Here is a 19,167-nt window from a genome sequence, read left to right on the forward strand (position 1 = left end):
GGACAAAATATATGGATTCCAAAGTAGTGCAGGAATTAATCGAGCAATATGCACCCGAAGCGGCAGCAATCGGGATTCGCGCAGCAAGTGCACTAGCCATGATATTACTAGGCTATTGGGCGGCAAAATTCATCTCAGGCATTACCCGCAAGGCAATGGAAAAGCGCAGTATAGATGCCACGCTAACTAATTTTATTGTTAAATTAGTGTTCTGCATTATTTTCGCCTTAGCGGCGATTCCAGCCTTAGCACACGCAGGCATTCAAACAGCCTCTGTTATTGCCGCTTTAGGTGCCGCAGGTTTAGCCGTTGGCTTAGCACTGCAAGGCTCACTAGCCAACTTTGCCGCTGGTGTACTTCTGATTGCCTTCCGCCCTTGCCGTGTCGGCGACTGGGTTGACGCGGGGGGATGCTCAGGCACAGTAGAAAGTGTGAGTTTATTCTCTACTATTTTGCTAACTGGCGATTACAAACGCATTGTTATTCCAAACTCGCAAGTCATGTCAGACGCCATCACTAATTACAGTGTTATGCCTCGTCGCCGCATCGATTTAGTGGTGGGAATTTCCTACGACGCGGATATGCGCGTTGCCAAAGAAATTCTAAAAAAACTGGTTGAAGCCGACGAACGTATCCTTAAAGATCCCGCACCAACAATCGCGGTATCTGAGCTTGGTGACTCATCAGTCAATTTAGTGTGCCGCCCGTGGGTGGCTACATCCGACTACTGGCCAACACGTTGGAAATTAACCGAAGACATCAAAAATGAATTCGATGCCGCCGGTGTAGGTATCCCCTACCCACAAATGGACGTACATTTCCACAAGCAAGCATAATCGTCGCTGCTCGCGGTCAAAAGAGAGCCGGCAACACTGGGCTCTCTACCTTCAACACGCTGTATTTATTAATCTGCAAGAAAAGGGACATCATGAATTATCTTAATCGCACTCTGGTAGCAACCGCTGCCACCGTGGCCGCTACTGGCGCATTTGCCCAAGATGCCGCGACCAAATTATGGAAAGGCGACGTTGAATTTGGTTACTACCAACAAGACGGAAATACCGATGAATCGAGCCTATTAGGTAAAGCGAATGCCAAGCGCAGCAACGGCCAGTGGACCTATGATATTACCGCTGAAGCGCAGAATAGCGAGACGACCGGTGTGCGCTCGGCAGAACGCTACTTTCTTAGCAATCGCTTAGCCTATGATTTTAGCGAGTTCAACTACACCTTCGGCTACGCCTCTGTCGATAAAGATCGATTTAGCGGCTTTGTCTACCAAGCAACATTAGCCGGTGGTTATGGTCGCCGCATATTGAAGAACGATCGCTTAACTTGGGATGCTGAAATCGGCCCCGGTGTGCGTGTCACTGAATTTGAAACCGCGAGTAGCGCTGGCGATGGTCAAATTACTGAAGCCATTTTGCGCATGTCCACCGACTTTACCTATGCGGTTTCAGAAACGGCGACCTTTGAGCAGAAATTATCGGTGGAAAGCGGTGATGAAAACACCGTGTCTAAATCAACCACATCCTTAAAAACCAAAATTGTTGGCGGTTTGGGATTAAAACTTAGCTACACCATGGAATACAACGAAGTTGTGCCCAGCGGAACAGTACATATGGATCGCGAAACAGCTATCACAGTGGTTTATAGTTTCTAAGTTAGAACGTACTGCTAAAAGTGCGGCAGCGTAGCTAGGAAGATAATATATATCTTCCTAGCTACATGTCTTTTATTCATTACACGAACACCTGCTCATGCAGAATAACCAAAAAACCAAGTGCGGCGAAAATTCAAAATCCTTTTTCTAATTCCCTCTTAAAACTAAGCGCATCTAAATCGACATTTTTCCGTTGACTTGCTATGCAACCGCCATCTTTAATTCTCTAATATTATATGACTGGGCTACTACGTTCTCTTTAATTGTGGTCGACGAGGTGCGGGGATTGTAACGCACTTGCTTAATCTGCTTACCCGCAGACTTTAGATAAGACTCAACGGCCAGATTATGAGGTTTGTCTCCCCAATCTTCGCCAATCACAAAGATATCTGCGTTCACATCGATGCAACCAGACACGTATTCAAGTTCGTCATAGGCATGCACAATATCTACACAACTCAAGGCTCTGAGCATTTCCATACGCTGCTCTAGTGGAATAACCGGCACATTGGGTTTATAAGAATTTACAACACGATCTGAAGCAACACCAACCGCCAAAATATTTCCCAGCGATTTACAGTAATGCAGTAAAGCAAGATGCCCTACATGCAACAAATCAAACGTACCTACGGTATATACAATCATGCTTAATTTCATTCCTCTATAATTTTTTACCAACGCGGTTTTCACCGACCTATTTCACCGGTGTCGTTACGGCTATAAAAGCTTGAAGGTATAAATCCCTGTAATTCCAAGCGTATAAAACCCAAGCAAAAACACATTTCGTGGATTACCAGAAAGCTTGGGCGTCCTTATTTGAGATACATTGAGCGCCGCTAAACCCAGCGCGCTAACATAAAAAACAACTGAGAACGCGCCGACGGGAAGCACACTCTCAAAAAGAAATACCGATACCAGTATGATGTTGTTGTTATCTAAAGCCAGACCTGTGTATTTCGCCTCTTCGGACAATCCGAAGGTACTGAAATAACTTAAACGGATCGCACTGGCAGCCAATACGATAAATGCGACCGGAAGAAATATCGGATTGAAGACACCATAACTAAGCAAGAGTACAGCGGGCGTGACACCATAACTAACGATATCTATCACCAGATCAAGCTGTCCGCCAAATACGCGATCACTTCCCGTCCGCCCCTTCATTCTTCTTGCGACAAGACCATCTGCCCAGTCAAACGCTACCGCCCAAATCATGCCGATCATGGCGGCGTAAAACACACCAATAATACTGAAATAGATTGCCAAAGTCGTACAGGCCAAACCCGCCAGCGAGCACAAATTAGGCAGATCTTTTACATAGGAAATAATACTGGGCTGCAGGTCTTGAACTTCTTGATTAACGATAATATCGGCACTCCTAGAAATAAACACAAACTAAGGAAGCACCTACATCACGCGAAAAATAAGAACACGCAACAAACCGCTGCTAATGAAAACAGAGATCGACTAAAAATCTGGGCATTCGCATAAAGATTGAGAAGCGAAAACAGCAGGTGCTATGAATCGACGCTATTCGCGTGGAAGCAACAAATAGTTTCGCAATACGGGGGATAGATGCGTTCAGCCAACTGGCTTAACACTAGGAAGAAAGAACGACACACCATACGCTATAAATGGCGTGACCGACACCTTTTGATTTTCTTATTTTTATTTAGCGATTTAAAAAAATGATTTCAGCGCGTATCTGCCCACCAACCAGCACCATCATCAGTTGATCATTAGGCTTTATCTAACTCTCGCTGTAACGCCAGTTTGTCCGTCACTCGCAACTGTCCGTAGGCAAGCTTAATAATTCCCTCAGCTTCTAAGCGCTTTAATTCTCGGCTAATGGCCTGACGGGAAACACCTAGCATTTTTGCTAAATCTTCCTGGGGAAGGTGCACATCAATCAAGCTCCCTTGACTGTCATCTTCAACACCATAAAAGGTCAACAATTCTAATAACCGCTGTGCCAAGCGCGCTGGCAGCGGGAATAACGCGGCTCCTTCAACGTAACTCAACGCTAGTCGCAATTTTCGGCATAGCATGGGGATAAAATATTGGTACAACTCCGGCTTGGACTTTAAAAGCGTATCAAATCGTTGCCTCGGCAAAAATAATACTGCGCACTCACCCATAGCAAAAGCGTCGAGGCTACGCGGCAAGCCGTCGAGTAAGGACACCTCGCCTATCCAATCACCGGGTTCTACCAGCATGACTAGTAGCTCTTTTCCTTCCCTGCTGCTATTGCTTAATCGAATACGACCCTTGACTACCCCGAACAGACCGTCGCCCTCGTCACCCTGGGCATAAAGGCACTCGCCGTCACCAAGTTGTCTGAGCATACTCACCGCCATGAGCTCTTCTACAATGTCAGCGGGCAGCCCAGACAATAGCGGGTTGGTGGCTAAAATCTCGCGTTTATCAATCACGGTATACTTCCAGTTAACGTATAGGCGCGTAGCGCTATTTATTATCACCAGCAAACACACTGTAACTTAATTGACAGAGTTTTAAGTACAGAAGACTGATACTTGGGCTATAGATTAAACTCAGACCCAGCAAAACAATAAGGATAATCGCCAATGACAACAACCACCCCACTCAAAGATCGCGTATCTGCAGAAGAATGGCAATTACGCGTCGATTTAGCAGCGGCATATCGCTTAGTCGCATTATATGGTTGGGACGATCTCGTCTTTACGCATATTTCAGCGCGGATTCCGGGACCGGAGCATCATTTCTTGATCAACCCCTACGGCATGATGTTTGAAGAAATCACGGCGTCGTCACTAGTCAAAATCGACCTCGACGGAGAGAAGGTAGAAGATTCGCCGTATCCGGTAAATCCAGCCGGTTTCACCATACACAGCGCCATTCACCAAGCCCGTGAAGATGCCCAATGCGTGATGCACACCCACTCGCTCAATGGTGTCGCGGTGTCTGCCCAACGCGACGGCGTACTAGCGCTTTCGCAGCAAGCCACACTAATTTTAGCCAGCCTTGGCTATCACGACTACGAAGGCATTGCCCTACATGAAGACGAGAAGCCACGTTTAGTAGCCGACCTCGCGGACAATACCTTTCTTATGCTGCGTAACCACGGTCTATTAACCGTGGGCAATAACCCTGCAGACGCCTTTCTGGCAATGTACATTTTTGAGGCTACCTGTATGATTCAGGTACGGGCATTGGCGGGGAACCGTGAATTGACACCGATTAATCCCGCTATTGTCGATGGCGTTAAAGAAGCCGCGAGAATTGTCACCAAAGGCATGTTCGGCGGACTAGCATGGCCCGGCCTTCTGCGAAAACTAGATCGTCAAAATCCCGGCTACGCCGATTAATTAAGGAGCCCACCATGACGGCAAGTAACAGTGAATTAAAGCACTTTAATAGCTTTGCAGAATTCTACCCATTCTATTTAGCTGAACACACCAACAAAACCTGCCGACGCCTGCATTTTATTGGTAGCACCTTGGTATTAGCCTTACTCGCAAATACAATTATGACCCAACACTGGGCTTTGCTCTGGTTCGTACCCGTCATTGGCTATGGCTTTGCTTGGGTAGGCCACTTCTTTTTTGAGCACAATAAACCCGCCACCTTCAAACACCCCCTTTACAGCTTTATCGGCGACTGGGTGATGGCAAAAGACATGCTAATTGGGAAAATCCCGTTTTAGTAATACCTGCGAAGGCGCAAAGGAATAAGAAAACCACTTCTTTGCGCTATGCCATTACTGAGACTAAACACCAAAAAAGAGTAATCAGTAACTGGAACCGATATGGATCTTGACCTACTTGGCAGCTTTTTCAGATGGTGCTGCATAATCAATTTCAGCTGCCTCCTGCTCAGCACCCTAGCATTACTGCTGATGCCCGACGTGATATATCGTATCCACAGCAGTCTCTTTAAGCTCACAAGAGAGGCCTTCAACACTCAGATTTACCAATTTCTGGCGATGTATAAAGTCCTGATTTTAGTCTTTAACCTCGCGCCATTTTTAGCTCTTTGGATCATGCAACGATAAGGACAGGTTTACCGCGTCGCAAACTGCGTTAGAATCCCTTATCTTGTTGATAATCGGTTTGGAATTTCGATGAAAAAAATTAGTCTTTTTATGGCCTGCCTCTTCTTGGCAGCGTGTTCAGGTAAACCCAGTGACCGACAAATAGAGCAATTAGTCTCTGAAGCCCTTCTTAGTGACGGTGGCGCCGAAACCTATAGCGTGTCGGACTTTGAAAAAACCAATGGTCTGGCGAAAAACGAGCAGTTTTATATCGCCGATGTTCGCTACCAACTTACCTTCAAAAAGAGCTTTGATGAGCTGAGTGATCAAGTCATCAACACACCGAGCGAATCCCCCTTTGAGACCGTTGGTGCCGGATTCAAATTAATGACCATGCGCATGCAATACGGCGACTTTAAAAAAGGCGACTCAATAGTCAAGGAAGACCGAGTACAACTCATTAAAACAGAACAAGGCTGGCGACTGGACGACTATTGATACGATGGGCGGGCGCAAGGCCCGCCTCTGCATTTGTTTCCATCACGCCCCACCCCAATTCAGCCATTCGTCAAGATATCCACATCCAGTGACAAATACACTATGATGTGACATAGCGAAAAAACAGCCCCACGCAAACAATAAACAAGGGGAAGATAAACATGACCAAGAACTCACAACACCTTGCCTATCTTATTTCTGGTGGCTTAGGCTTTATGATGTTCTCAGTTTTACTTCATGCCGACGTTCGCGGATTTCAAGACCGCTACTTTGCCGACGTCGATGGCAGCACCTGGGTATTGCAGCTAGAAACCAATAAGACGTTTCAGTCCATGGTGACCGCAAAGTTACAAATGGGAGGCACCCGCAATCGCTACCTGCTTATAGGTGGGCTAAAAGACAGCCAAATCACTGGTAGCTACAAACCCCTCATTGGCAATACAGATACTTACAAGGAGGAGCGCCGCTTTGAAATAAACCGGCTGAATGAGAACAGTCTTCGCCTCACCCTGAGCGATGAGAATGGCAAAGCTAAGCAAAGCCTCACCTTCAACGCAAACGCCCAACAAACACCAATAGACACCGCAATACTGGGCACTTGGCTCACCGACGCTGAGCCGGCAGGCAGCCTAAAAAACCCCTACTCCGGAGAGCAGTGGACAATTCGCTTTATGGAAGATGGAACCCTATGCGAAAACAGTTACACGGTGGACACACGAGAGCCGCAAATTCCAAAAGATCCCTGTCTAACAAGCCAAGAACAACGATGGAAAGCGATAGACGGCAAAGTCTACACGACAACGGGCAGTGAGGATTGGACAATGCAATTCAACTACCGATTAATGGGCGGACGTATGGTGGTGAGTTACCCCGGCGGCAAACGTCGTGTTGCCAATATGACAACTGGCTTTACGCTAAGCGCTGATAATCGCTAGTAACTCTCGGCCAGTATAGTCTCGTCGTCCGCCCTGCTCCGCGAGCCGCACTAACTGACGAATCTGCTCATTAACAGGCGCTGAAATACCGTGCTCCGCCGCCAAACGAATTACCTCACCATTTAACCACTCCACTTCGGTTTTTCGGCCACGTTCCAGGTCTTCCCACATGGATGATCGCGCTAAAGGATCTATCGCTAACATCGGCTGTGCGAGCCGCTGAAAAACAAAATCAGGTAAGCTCAATGCAGCGGGAAGCCATTTCGCAGGCACGGCTGTTAATTTTTGAATAGGTATATTGGCTGCAGAAATCGCGGCCAGTGCCTCACGCTGCAGCGCGGCCAAACAACGCCGGTACGCTCGCTGGGACAACTCCTCCTTCAAACCAATACCGGACAGGGCGTTAATAGGATTGTTTAAATTTAGCAGTAGCTTAGACCACAGCACCGAACGCATATCTGAATGGCTTTCAAAGGGCGTACCACTCGCCCTGAAGAAGCCAGCCAACTCCTGCGCGACGGCTGACTCCTGAATAATAACCGCGCCGTCTGTACCGGCATGAAAACACGCTTTGTCGCCTTGAAGAACATTAAAGGCGATCATGCCAGGCAATACGGTGTTATTCGGTATTACTTGCCGTATCAACTCAGCATTGCCAACTCCATTCTGAAGACTAATAACGACGGTTCTCGAATCGATAACCTTAGCGAGATCCGCCGCAATATCCGCTGTATCACCGGATTTAACCGTAACGATGACGCAATCACGATCCGCCATCGCAGCAATATCCGTATAGAAACGCAGATCTGTCGCCTTGATATGATGGTCCAAACCGCGAAAATCAGTAATACGCAAACCACATTCTGCCGTCACCGATGCAATACGTTCGCGACCTAAAAAACTGACCTCTGCGCCCCCCATCTGCAAGGCCGCACCGACGTAACAACCAATACTTCCCGCACCAATAATTCCAACTCGCAATGCCATGCGCTACTCCGTTAATACCTGTACGCGAGGTCGAGGCCATAACTAAGGGGATCGCCCCACAATACCGCCCTATCTGCGTGAGGCAAATTATCGATCGCGTAGGTTTCATATTCCTTGTCGAGCAGGTTTTTACCCCACAGCGACACACTAAGCTTGCCTCTCGCGAACTCAATATCGTCTAAGCTCAAGCGCGCATTCCATAACTGGTAAGGCCGTAGAATAGTGTAGGCATTCTGGACATCGCCACCACCCAATCGCTCATCCATATAGCTGGTGTTTATATTCAGATTTAACGCTGCTGACACTCCGCGCCACACGACCCAATCCGCTGATGCGGTATAGCTATTCACGGGCGCCGCGGAAAACGCATAGCGTTGCGTTACATCGTTACCAAAGCTGTCGATTACTTCAGTAATTTCAGCATCGAGATAGGCGTATTCCATGGTCACAGTAAGGTCGTCGCCAATAAGCGCCATCGCATCAAATTCGAAGCCTGACATACTGGCCTTGCCGGCGTTTAATACTTTGGTATCCGCTATTGTGCCGTTCAATATAAAGTTCATCTGCATATCGTTAAACTTGGTGTTATACACATCAGCATTCACCCGTATACGACCATTCAACCACTCACTTTTTACTCCCACCTCAACAGTACGCGCCTTCTCTTCACCGAAGCCGTCGGCAAAACCAACGCCATAATCTATGCCATCAGACGCTGCGCCTTGGTTGCCATCTAACTGCGGGTCACGGGTATTAAAACCACCGCTTTTATAGGCTTCAACAACTTTGCCATACACATTTATGTCGTCACTGAACTCGAACTCAGTGAGAAAACTAAAAGAATCATCTTTAAAACGCCGACTGCCTGAAACATTGTCAAAACGCCTATCTCCGGGCAAGCCCGCTTCGACAAACACGGGGCCTAATACCGGCCCCAACACAGGATTTTGCGCCAATTCAGCCAAGGGTAAAACCAGCGGCACACCAGAGATAGGGGAGTACTCGATAAACACCTCGTCGCGCTGATTTTTTAAGGCGTAGCGACGGTCCCGTGAGTGGCGAGCACCTACAGTAAAATGGAGGGACTCATCGAGGATCTTTGGTGTCCACGTAATTTGTCCAAAGACGGCTAAGGCCTGGTTTTCAACATTGTATTTTTGGCTCAACAAATTAACGATATGCGCATCTTCAAAACCATCAATCGGCGCGGTTAGTTGCAGATGAAAGGGACTATTATCCTCCACTGCCGACTCTTCAAAATAGTAGGCACCTAGGATGTACTCAATACCCCAATCTTCCACAACATCACTAAACTGAAGCTCATGTGAACTTTGATGCTGACGAATCTCTGGCCGCACTAGCGGAGTATCACCGCCAGTAGCCATCTGCGCAGCTGGCCCGCTGTAAACATTGGTATCAAGCCGATATTCTGTTGAGCCAAGTCCACCACCCAAATCGGTGTAGGACGCATCCTTCAACTCACGATAAGAACCAATATATTTGAATTCGCCAATATCAGTATCAGCGCTCAATACTAAGAGGTGCCCTTCGACATCGCTATTCGACGCCTCAAGGGGCGATGTTGTCGCCATCGAACTCAACCTACGATTACTGAAACGACTGCGGGCCTGTGCGCTCTGTTTAATAGCGTTCGATTGGCCCTTATTACCATTGGGATCAGGCGGAGTAACCGCCTGGAACATGTAATTGTAAAATTCCAGTTCTGAGCGGTCATAGCTATAGTCTAAACGTATACGATCGCTAATATCCCAGCCCAAATCGAAACGCGCGCCCTGAATATCGCGGTCACCGAAATCACCGCCGGGGCCGGTGTTATCTACAAAACCATCTCGGCTTTCTGCCAAGTAGGCAAACTTAAGCGCCAAGGTATCGGTCACCGGAAGGTTTAGACTGGTCTTAGAGCGAAATAAGGCACGGTCGCCAATCGATAGAATTTGCGAAAACTCTAGAGCATCGGTATTGGGCCGCCGCGTAATTAAATTAATCGCACCACCCGTTGTGTTGCGACCGTATAGCGTGCCCTGCGGCCCCCGCAAAATCTCAATTCTTGCGAGCTCCGCAACATCCATCGATGTGCCACTGGACCTCGCAATATAGGCACCGTCAATATACAGCGCCACGGGCGTATCTTGGGTCACCTGAATATCACCGATACCAATACCGCGAATATAGATTCGCAAACTACCCCCATTAATCGGGAATGGCTCTATGGTGAGGCCCGGCACCTTGCTAGCAATATCCTTTAGGCCGCTTATGCCCTCAACGGCAAGACGCTCCTCACTAAACACCGTCAGTGAAATGGGAGTATCCTGCAATGACTCGGTCTTTTTACGAGCGCTAACCAGCACCTCTTCAAGACGCTTGGTGTCAGCCGCAAACACTGTATTAGCATTTATTGCTAAACCCGCGATTACCGCGCCCATAACTGCAGAGCGCAATGGTATGCCTGTAAGCGATCTATGTCCGACCAAGCTCGATTTAGCCATAAGGTACTTAGGTCTCATTGTCTTCAATGTCTGAATTGTCATTGTGATGTCGGCACACTCCTTGTCACATCTCACTTTTACGCTACATTCTGGCATCTAAAAAACCGCATCAGCGAATTATTATTGTCTTCACTAAAAGTCGGATAACCATACCACAAGGCTGCTTCGCAGAAACCTCGTTTACGAATCATCCAACCTAGGGAAATTGCGCATACCCATAGTCCCAATCATCACGTAGGCTAGTGGAGCAAATAGAGTAGTTTATTCGCCAAAGACTGAAATAAACTCCATTGTAGAATTGTCATCTAGTGGTAACTGTTCTCATTGACTGACTTTCTATAAAATGCATACAGTTTTGAATAATAGTTACCCGAGGCCCCGACGCATGCCCGAGCACACACAGCCAGAAAACATCAACAGCGGTGAATCCAAGCCACCACGCTTATGGATGCAAACCATTTTGTTTTCCAGCACTTTACTCATCGCCCTCATTGGTGTGCCATGGTATGGCATTAGCGAAGGCTTTACCTGGACTGGCTGGCTGGGGTTTTTCCTTATTCTCGGCGCCAACGGCATGTCGATTACCGCTGGCTACCATCGCCTTTGGGCTCATAATAGCTATAAAGCACATCCATTATTAAAAGTCTTATTCGCCCTATTCGGTGCCGCAGCTACTCAGAACAGCATTCTTATTTGGGCTTCAGGTCATCGCCGCCACCACCGCCATGTAGACCACGTTGACAACGACCCCTATTCAGCGAAAAAGGGATTGTGGTATTCACATATCGGCTGGATGCTCCGCGATTACCCAGCCAGTGTTGAAGACTTTTCCAACGCCAAAGACCTGCAGCGCGATAAAATCGTCATGTGGCAACATCGTAATTACCTGCCCCTAGTGCTAATTATGAATTTTGCCCCAGCAATTGCATTGGGCTTTATCACCGGCCATATGCTCGAAAACATACTGCTCGCTGGCGTACTTCGGTTGGTGGTCAGCCACCACACCACCTTCTTTATCAACTCACTGGCGCATTTTTGGGGGCGCAGACCTTACACCGACGAGAATACCGCCCGCGACAATGACTTCTTGGCACTTCTCACCTATGGTGAGGGATACCACAACTACCACCACATTTTTCAAAATGACTATCGCAATGGCATTCGCTGGTGGCACTACGATCCAACCAAGTGGCTCATCAAGTCAGCGTCATGGATGGGACTCACGTGGGATCTGCGCAAAATTCCAGACTTCAAAATTCAGCGCGCCATCATGACCATGCAGTTTAAAAAGGCTGAGCAAGCCTTACGCAATCGCAAAGGCTCAGACACCAACCAGTTCACCGCATTTTTAGAACAGGAATATCAACAGTTTTGCGATCATCTTAATGACTGGAATACCGTGAGCCAGCGCTGGATGGAAACCAAACGAGAAAACCTTGCCGCGCAGAAAAATGCCCTACAAGTAAATTTAGCCGGAAGGAAAGAATCGCTACAACAGAACTTACACAACGCATGGGAGCACGCCACCCTCCGCAGTCGCTTAAAAGAATTGGAATACGCGTTAAAAATGCAGCGCAAACGCCTGCAAATGCTGACCTTAGAAATGGCGTAATATCATCGACAATTGACTGCCGCCTAGCATATTAAAAAGTGACTAGGCGTGCAGAGCCACATTACTCAACTACGCAATGTGGCTCTAAAACTCCCTCACCAATACTAATCCACGCTTTTTCTTAGCCTCTTTATCTCGTATATTTCTAAAGCTTTGAACATCTCGAATAGGAGTCAATATGGCCATCACGGGCGAGTGTTTCTGCGGAAGTATCAAGTATCAATATGACGGCAAGCTCAAGGACGGCAGATCTTGCCATTGCTCGCGCTGCCGCAAAGCCTTCAGTTCGCAAGCTTCATCCTATGCCTTGGTAGAACCTACTGAATTTAGATGGCTACAGGGCGCAGAACTTTTAACTAGCTTTGAGTCTATGCCGGATTTTGGCTTTCAGTTTTGCAGTCGCTGCGGCTCAACCCTATGCGGTATACATAAAGGTCAGCCCCATGGCATCACCCTAGGATGTGTCAATGGCGATCCCGATATCGACATTGGCTACCATCTATTTGTAGGCTCTAAAGCAAAGTGGGAAGTCCTACCGACTGGAATAATCAGCTTTGATGGTGCGCCACCTGAATCGTAAACGAAGTTTCACAAATAAAATTTGTGCCCATGCGTCCACATGGGCTCACTAAAATTCCACTATTTTTAATCTACCCTGCCACGCACATTAAATGCTGGCGATACTAACTCGCCCTGCCACAGCTGCGCCGCAGAACCATCCATGCCCTCCATCACAATCGGCGGGCGATAGACCATTCTAAATCGCTCGTTTGGCGCAGCTGCCGCAATTGACGCAGAGCCTATCACACCCTCTTGCAACACATACCAACGCGGCAAGGCAGTATCTATTTGGGCGCGATACTCTGCATCTGGTGCCAAGGTAATTACGTCGCTTTCTTTCAAAATATAGGGACTACAACGGGTATCAGCCATCGAGTACCGCCGATCGGTATCTCCCTCGCTGTGCAGAGAAAACCCACAGTGCAAATCATTGTCTGCAACTTGCAAGGGCTCTTTTGAGACATTCTTAAGTGTCAACGTCAGAAGAGGACTACGCGGCGGCGCACCTTCGCCGCGATTATCGCTAGGTGCTTCTAAGCTTTGCTCTAACCGAATACCAATTGGGCTCCAGCGATAAGCCAACAAAGCCGCGCGCCCGCTGCTACCGATGGCCACTTCAACCTCCATAGGAATTTGTAGCCCGTCCCTTGTGCCGCGCTTGTGCTCGATGTCTTTGCCACTGCCCTGTTGCACAAAATACTGTTCAATACCGTAGCGGACTTGAATTTGTCCACCGGTCACGCGGCTGACTCGTCCGCGCAGGAATAGTCCGCCACTAGGTTTACGATCGCTAAGATAGTCGAGCTGATACACGCCATTAGCACTAGGTTTTAAAACAGCGAATACTTTGTCCTCCCTCTTTAAGGACGTCGCAAGAACCGACGATCTAAATCGACCCACGTCGACGGTATTTATTGAATAACTTAGGGTCACAAAATCACCCCTGAAAGGATCACGCGGATCAATTGGCGCAGTACGTAAAAAAATACGCTCACCACTATGCCGTATCCACTCTCGCTCACCGGCTAAAAACCCGAGCACGGCAAACTGGCTAAGCACCAAAATCACAACTAGGATTTTACGCATGGGGCTTCTCCAGTTTGCGGCGAGTATTCTGTTTTGAATAACGTATGCCAATAACAAACAGCAGCAAGCCCAACAACAAAAATATTGATGATCGCGCTAATAGACTCTGAAACAAATCATTAAAACGGGCCGCAGCTAATAGCACCAACAGGGTACAACCTAAAGACAAGACCTTACCCTTTAGGGACTCTGTGCCGCGATAGACATACAATAATCCGTAGGATAAAAAGGCGAGATTAAACACCACCCGACTAAGGCCACTCACATCGCCACCAAACAGCGCAGGCAGCACCGCCAAAATCAGAACTAGCAACACAAGGCCAGCTTCAAACCACTGTTCTAGAGACGTGGGCCGCGTAGCTGGGCGCGCCAACACTAGCAACCACGCCGCAACAGTAACAAGTGCGGGGAGAATCAAATGCAACAGACCAAAACCGGCGAGCTTTGACATGCCAGTGAAAACTGGGATTCCCGTAAACGTACCAATATAGAGTAATGGCAACCAAAGCATGGCGCCGCCTACAGTAAATACAGAAGCACTTGATGAAAAGGCGGCCACTGACGCCAATCGCGCTGCAGCAAAATAACTACTCACCACTAACAAGCCAACCGTGAATAGATACTTATCACCGATGCCAAATACGGTAAAGGAATAGGAAAGTGGTATCGCTATCAATAGAATAAACAAGAAAGAAATCGAGCGTTGCAGCCAGGCTAGTGGCAACAAACCAAACAGCAATATCCAGTTAGCAAGTGGCAGATGCCGACCAAATTCAAAGGTTTCCAAGCCGCTCCAGAGCAGTAGCAACAGCGCGGCCAACACGCCGTGGGCAACGGAAGGGAGCGCCCACGCCAAACTAAGTGCAGCAAGACACCAAAGTAAAAAACCGTCGGGATAATGAGCATCAAAATGATAAATTTGCGCGACTAACCAAATACCGGCACCAAACAACATGGTTCCTAGCATGTGCAAACTTTCCAGCACTCGCGGGTTGGACTTGTCATTTTTCGCCATGAGTAACGCGCTGCCGTGAGCGCCTAGAATACCAAGGCCAATAACCGCCAGCTTTGCATACCGGTGCATGCCATCCCAGTTATAGGCGAACAGCAAAACTACGCCAAGCCCGAAGACACCCGCGCCCAACAACGCAAAGATCACTCTACCCCAAGCACCATCGCCTTTGGGACGGTATGCCACAAATGCGGGATAGCGGGCATACAAGGCCTTAGCCTGCTGGTCATTGATAATACCCTCACGTAGCCATTGCGCAATTTCGGCGCGTAACCAAGGGTTATTGTTTTCCATGTTGCTCCTGCAGAATGTAGATGACTGGACGAAAGACCCAGCTGATATCACTTCCCTGATCAGTATTATGGGGAAACAAACTGGGGTATTAAAGGGCTTAAGGGGGAATGTGAAGAATAGATTTTTACTAAATCGGTAAATTTCTGGCATAAAAAAGCGGCACTGCTAAGCATGTGAATCACACACCTAGTAGCACCGCCTAAATTTTCTAATACACGAGGATAAATCCTCGAAGGAAAAACGACGACTATTTTCTAAACCAGAATCGCCGCTTCTCTATCTTTGCCTCCTCCATTCCAGTCACCACAGCAACGCCCAGAAGGCGCCATTCACCGTAAATCATCTGGTAGAGCAAATCAAAATTGACCACTTCTGGGGGCATCGCAAATTTACCGCGCATACGCAATAAACCCGTCGCTCCAATCTGTGGTGCAATCTCGTACTCTGGTTGAAGCAGTAAAGCCCGACTTAGATCGACACCTGACTTTCTCAAGCCATAAAATAACTCAGCAATATCTTCTGTGGTATTTTTACGCTGAAACTCCGGTGCAGCAATTTCTCGAAACACCGAATAGTTCAAGGTATCGTTGGCCTGCTCAATCGCTAAAAAAGTAGACCATAAAACCCGTGCGGCTTCGCTGGAATCAAACTTTTTTATATCGTCATCTGCATACGCATTACCAGCCGTAGCCAGAAACACGCACAGCAATAATGCCAATCTAAGCAAACCAAACCCCCAACGTTCGGGGGTCATCAACGTCAAACGTTTTACCATGAAGCAGTCATCCCAACACGGCCACCAACAGTAGAATTACTTTTACCGCTACCAACACCGAACTCAAACTGCAGAGTTTCGGTAGCGCGAATAGCGCCTGACAGCGCAGTGGCTTCCTCACCTTCAAAATAGCCTGCTCCAATGCTCAAAGCAAATCTTTGACCAACAGGAACGTAAGGTGTGCTCAATGCCATCGCAAGCGCGATACCACCGCGGTTATCATCAATTGCCTCACGATTTTCTTGGATCTGCGCAAATGTCGCACCACCATCGGTAGCCAAATTGCCATTTGCGTCAGAGGTCACTATTTCAGTTGGACCAGACTGTGCCGCACGACTTGCTGCAGAGGTAATTCCAGGCGTTGTATAAGTACTCGTTGAAGTACCCAAAACCACTTGGTTTGCACGGGTTGTAGTCGCACCTGCGCCAATTGCAGTCGAGTTATCTTGCAAGGCACTGGCACCGTCACCAATCGCAACCGAACGCGAACCGCCGGCAGTTGCTGCCTCGCCCACCGCTACCGAACGAACACCATTCGCCTGCGCTAGATGACCTAGTGCCGTTGAGCGCTCTGCATTTGCACCAGACTGCCAGCCATAGGCAGTAGCACCGGGACCAGTCGCAACAGATTCACCACCGACCGTGGTCGTTGAGTTACCGTTTGCAACAGCCATGGTACCAATTGCCATCGCGTCATTTCCTGTAGCACTAGACAGATTACCAATGGCAACAGATTCCAAGCCATCAGCCACAGCAGCTTCACCGACTGCGGTCGAGCGCACGCCATTCGCCTTCGCTAAATGTCCGAGTGCAGTAGCCCGCTCGGAGTTAGCACCTGACTGCCAGCCAAAGGCCGTAGCACCAGGACCGGTAGCAACTGATTCACCACCTACCGTTGTCGTTGAATTACCATTGGCAATCGCCATGGTGCCGATTGCCATCGCGTCATTTCCTGTAGCGCTAGACTGGTTACCAATAGCAACAGACTCTAAACCTTGCGCGGACGCAGCTTCACCGACCGAAGTAGAACGTATACCGTCAGCTTTTGCTAAATGGCCTAATGCTGTAGCACGCTCCGCGTTGGCGCCTGACTGCCAACCCAAGGCAGTAGCGCCCGGACCGGTTGCGACCGATTCACCACCAATTGCACTGGTAGAGTTGCCGGTCGCCATAGATTGTGTACCGACAGCCAATGCGTCAATACCGTTCGCAGTGGCTTCATTACCGAACGAGGCCGATTGAAGACCTGTAGCCGACGACAAATTACCCACTGCAACAGACTGATCGTCTACCGCTGTAGCACCTTCGCCCACTGCGGTGGAACGCACGCCATTCGCTTGTGACAAATGACCCAAGGCTGTCGCCCGCTCAGAGTTAGCTCCTGACTGCCAACCGAAAGCAGTAGCACCAGGACCCGTTGCGACAGACTCACCACCTACCGCGCTTGTCGAATTACCGGTAGCGTTAGCCATTGTGCCCACTGCCAGGGCATCAATGCCATCGGCATTAGACTGATTACCTACCGCAACAGACTCTAAGCCCTTCGCCGAGGCTGCTTCACCCGTTGCCGTAGAACGGACGCCATCTGCCTGCGCCAAATGACCCAGTGCAGTAGCGCGTTCTGCATTAGCACCAGATTTCCAGCCATACGCCGTTGCGCCTGGACCAGTTGCTACTGATTCACCACCAACAGCGCTCGTTGAATTACCGGTAGCGACTGCATCTGAACCAACAGCTAAAGCATCAACACCTGTCGCTTGCGCACCCAAGGTATCTGCGTCACCGCCGTCACCGCCGATGGCAATAGCACCATCACCTGCTGCACCTGCATTATCACCAACAGACACTGCGCCAATACCTGACGCCGCAGCTGCTTCACCGACCGACGTTGAACGAACGCCATCAGCCTGTGCTAAATGACCTAAGGCGGTTGCACGCTCAGCGTTAGCACCTGACTTCCAACCTACTGCCGTCGCACCCGGGCCTGTTGCTACAGATTCGCCACCAATCGCGCTGGTCGAATTTCCAGTAGCCATCGACTGTGTGCCGACTGCCAGTGCGTCAACACCGTTAGCGGATGCTTCGTTACCGATTGCGCTGGCCTGTTCGCCCGTCGCAGCAGCAGCCTCACCAACCGCCAATGTGCGGTCGCCTGTCGCAGTGGCAAGATGACCCACTGCATGAGCGCGCTCGCCGGTAGCATTGGATTTCCAACCGTACGCCGTCGCAGCTAGGCCGTCAGCAGTAGATTCGCCACCAACAGCGGTGGTTGAATTACCGTTGGCAACAGATTCCGTACCGATCGCGGTTGCATCAACACCCGTCGCCGATGATGCGTTACCGATTGCGCTGGCCTGTTCACCCGTCGCAGTAGCAGCCTCACCAACCGCCAATGTGCGGTCGCCTGTCGCAGTGGCAAGATGGCCCACCGCATGAGCGCGCTCGCCGGTAGCATTGGATTTCCAACCGTACGCCGTCGCAGCTAGGCCATCAGCAATCGACTCTCCGCCCACCGCTGTTGTGGAATTTCCATTCGCATTTGCCATTGTGCCAACGGCTGTCGCATCTACACCGCTAGCTGAAGCTTGGTTACCAATCGCAGTTGATTCGGTACCAGCAGCGGTCGCAGCATTGCCGCAGGCGGTATTACTAATGACACCGCTGTCATCAGAAGCAACGCTACCGGGAGCACCTGAATCTGTACATTCAAATGCAGAGCTTTCATTGCCGCCCAAAAGTAGCGGCAGGGTTATTAGCGCACTCAACAGAGTTCCACGAACGCGACCATGTAGCGTCGGTTGCGAACCTCCGAATTTAAGTTGCCATCTTTGATCATTAATTTTCATTATTTGCCTCCATAGGCAGACGGTGGGACTTTGGTGCATGAATTCCCGATAACCCGCACAGCAAGTCGATCGGAAAGATTGGAAATTTGAGAGACAACGGGTACAGCAAAGCGGCACGAGCAATCGAGTTGCTAGTGGACAGCGCGGCTAGAATACTGGGAGTAACTTGACTAAAAATTTGGTTAAAACTGGGAAAAAGACGGGAACGGCAACACTGCACAGCACTGTGTCGCTGTACGCCGAGTCTACTCCAATGTGAAAAATCACTAAAAATGACCGACCTAGGCAAGTCCTTTACCTCTGATTTGCGACTTTCTAGCCGCTTAATTTTTTTATATCGAGGTAATTACGTATTCAAATTGGAAGCGGATCAGTGCTA

The 19,167-nt window shown here is 48.9% G+C and carries 18 protein-coding genes; 9 read left to right on the plus strand and 9 right to left on the minus strand.

Going from position 1 to position 19,167, the window contains the following annotated elements; genetic code table 11:
• Positions 1–11: 11 nt before the first annotated feature.
• Together O9X78_RS00390 and O9X78_RS00395 are read left to right on the plus strand one after the other, a co-directional pair.
• Entirely contained in the window at positions 12–836 is an 825-nt protein-coding gene (locus tag O9X78_RS00390; RefSeq protein ID WP_269617571.1) for a mechanosensitive ion channel family protein, read from the plus strand.
• 92 nt (positions 837–928) lie between these two features.
• Positions 929–1,663: a DUF481 domain-containing protein gene (locus O9X78_RS00395; protein WP_269617572.1), complete on the plus strand. Its 735-nt coding sequence runs from the start codon at positions 929–931 to the stop codon at positions 1,661–1,663.
• 201 nt (positions 1,664–1,864) lie between these two features.
• Here the strand turns inward: O9X78_RS00395 and O9X78_RS00400 are convergent, their stop codons facing one another.
• The 3 genes from O9X78_RS00400 to O9X78_RS00410 all read right to left on the minus strand — a co-directional run bounded on the left by O9X78_RS00400 (position 1,865) and on the right by O9X78_RS00410 (position 4,095).
• Positions 1,865–2,308: an FAD synthase family protein gene (locus tag O9X78_RS00400; RefSeq protein ID WP_269617573.1), complete on the minus strand. Its 444-nt coding sequence runs from the start codon at positions 2,306–2,308 to the stop codon at positions 1,865–1,867.
• A 72-nt stretch (positions 2,309–2,380) separates the two neighbouring features.
• Positions 2,381–3,055: a CDP-alcohol phosphatidyltransferase family protein gene (locus O9X78_RS00405; RefSeq protein WP_269617574.1), complete on the minus strand. Its 675-nt coding sequence runs from the start codon at positions 3,053–3,055 to the stop codon at positions 2,381–2,383.
• A 347-nt stretch (positions 3,056–3,402) separates the two neighbouring features.
• The gene (locus O9X78_RS00410; RefSeq protein WP_269617575.1) at positions 3,403–4,095 is read right to left on the minus strand and encodes a Crp/Fnr family transcriptional regulator; all 693 of its coding nucleotides are present in this window, start codon (positions 4,093–4,095) and stop codon (positions 3,403–3,405) included.
• A gap of 153 nt (positions 4,096–4,248) precedes the next feature.
• On the opposite strand from O9X78_RS00410, the gene O9X78_RS00415 reads away from it, so the two are divergent.
• The 5 genes from O9X78_RS00415 to O9X78_RS00430 all read left to right on the plus strand — a co-directional run bounded on the left by O9X78_RS00415 (position 4,249) and on the right by O9X78_RS00430 (position 7,108).
• Positions 4,249–5,010 carry a class II aldolase/adducin family protein gene (locus O9X78_RS00415; protein WP_269617576.1) on the plus strand — a complete coding sequence of 254 codons (762 nt, stop codon included), beginning with the start codon at positions 4,249–4,251 and terminating at the stop codon, positions 5,008–5,010.
• Between the two features lie 14 nt (positions 5,011–5,024).
• On the plus strand, positions 5,025–5,348 hold the full coding sequence (locus O9X78_RS00420; protein ID WP_269617577.1) for an Mpo1-like protein: 324 nt from the start codon (positions 5,025–5,027) through the stop codon (positions 5,346–5,348).
• A 102-nt stretch (positions 5,349–5,450) separates the two neighbouring features.
• Positions 5,451–5,696, plus strand: a complete 246-nt coding sequence (locus O9X78_RS20880) for a DUF6868 family protein (protein ID WP_350339227.1) — start codon at positions 5,451–5,453, stop codon at positions 5,694–5,696.
• Between the two features lie 69 nt (positions 5,697–5,765).
• Complete coding sequence (locus O9X78_RS00425; protein WP_269617578.1) at positions 5,766–6,173, plus strand: putative periplasmic lipoprotein; 408 nt, start codon at positions 5,766–5,768, stop codon at positions 6,171–6,173.
• A 161-nt stretch (positions 6,174–6,334) separates the two neighbouring features.
• On the plus strand, positions 6,335–7,108 hold the full coding sequence (locus O9X78_RS00430) for a hypothetical protein (RefSeq protein WP_269617579.1): 774 nt from the start codon (positions 6,335–6,337) through the stop codon (positions 7,106–7,108).
• Here the strand turns inward: O9X78_RS00430 and O9X78_RS00435 are convergent.
• Together O9X78_RS00435 and O9X78_RS00440 are read right to left on the minus strand one after the other, a co-directional pair.
• A complete protein-coding gene (locus O9X78_RS00435; protein WP_269617580.1) occupies positions 7,088–8,095 on the minus strand; it encodes a 2-dehydropantoate 2-reductase in 1,008 nt (335 codons plus the stop codon). The two genes, O9X78_RS00430 and O9X78_RS00435, sit on opposite strands and share 21 nt — an antisense overlap.
• Before the next feature lie 11 nt (positions 8,096–8,106).
• Entirely contained in the window at positions 8,107–10,602 is a 2,496-nt protein-coding gene (locus O9X78_RS00440) for a TonB-dependent receptor (RefSeq protein WP_269617581.1), read from the minus strand.
• Positions 10,603–10,987: 385 nt separating this feature from the next.
• On the opposite strand from O9X78_RS00440, the gene O9X78_RS00445 reads away from it, so the two are divergent.
• Both O9X78_RS00445 and O9X78_RS00450 read left to right on the plus strand, forming a co-directional pair.
• On the plus strand, positions 10,988–12,214 hold the full coding sequence (locus O9X78_RS00445; protein ID WP_269617582.1) for an acyl-CoA desaturase: 1,227 nt from the start codon (positions 10,988–10,990) through the stop codon (positions 12,212–12,214).
• Between the two features lie 178 nt (positions 12,215–12,392).
• Entirely contained in the window at positions 12,393–12,794 is a 402-nt protein-coding gene (locus O9X78_RS00450; RefSeq protein WP_269617584.1) for a GFA family protein, read from the plus strand.
• A gap of 65 nt (positions 12,795–12,859) precedes the next feature.
• Here O9X78_RS00450 and O9X78_RS00455 read toward each other — a convergent pair whose 3' ends face one another.
• The 4 genes from O9X78_RS00455 to O9X78_RS00470 all read right to left on the minus strand — a co-directional run bounded on the left by O9X78_RS00455 (position 12,860) and on the right by O9X78_RS00470 (position 18,788).
• Entirely contained in the window at positions 12,860–13,861 is a 1,002-nt protein-coding gene (locus tag O9X78_RS00455; protein WP_269617585.1) for a GDYXXLXY domain-containing protein, read from the minus strand.
• Positions 13,854–15,167: a DUF2157 domain-containing protein gene (locus O9X78_RS00460; protein ID WP_269617586.1), complete on the minus strand. Its 1,314-nt coding sequence runs from the start codon at positions 15,165–15,167 to the stop codon at positions 13,854–13,856. Before O9X78_RS00460 ends, O9X78_RS00455 begins: the two co-directional genes overlap by 8 nt.
• A gap of 247 nt (positions 15,168–15,414) precedes the next feature.
• Positions 15,415–15,942 (minus strand): hypothetical protein, encoded by a 528-nt coding sequence (locus tag O9X78_RS00465; RefSeq protein WP_269617587.1) that lies wholly within the window; start codon positions 15,940–15,942, stop codon positions 15,415–15,417.
• Positions 15,936–18,788: a YadA-like family protein gene (locus O9X78_RS00470; protein ID WP_269617589.1), complete on the minus strand. Its 2,853-nt coding sequence runs from the start codon at positions 18,786–18,788 to the stop codon at positions 15,936–15,938. The genes O9X78_RS00465 and O9X78_RS00470 overlap by 7 nt, the downstream gene beginning before the upstream one ends.
• Positions 18,789–19,167 lie beyond the last annotated feature (379 nt).

This window comes from Zhongshania aquatica, assembly GCF_027257955.1.
Lineage (GTDB): Bacteria > Pseudomonadota > Gammaproteobacteria > Pseudomonadales > Spongiibacteraceae > Spongiibacter > Spongiibacter aquatica.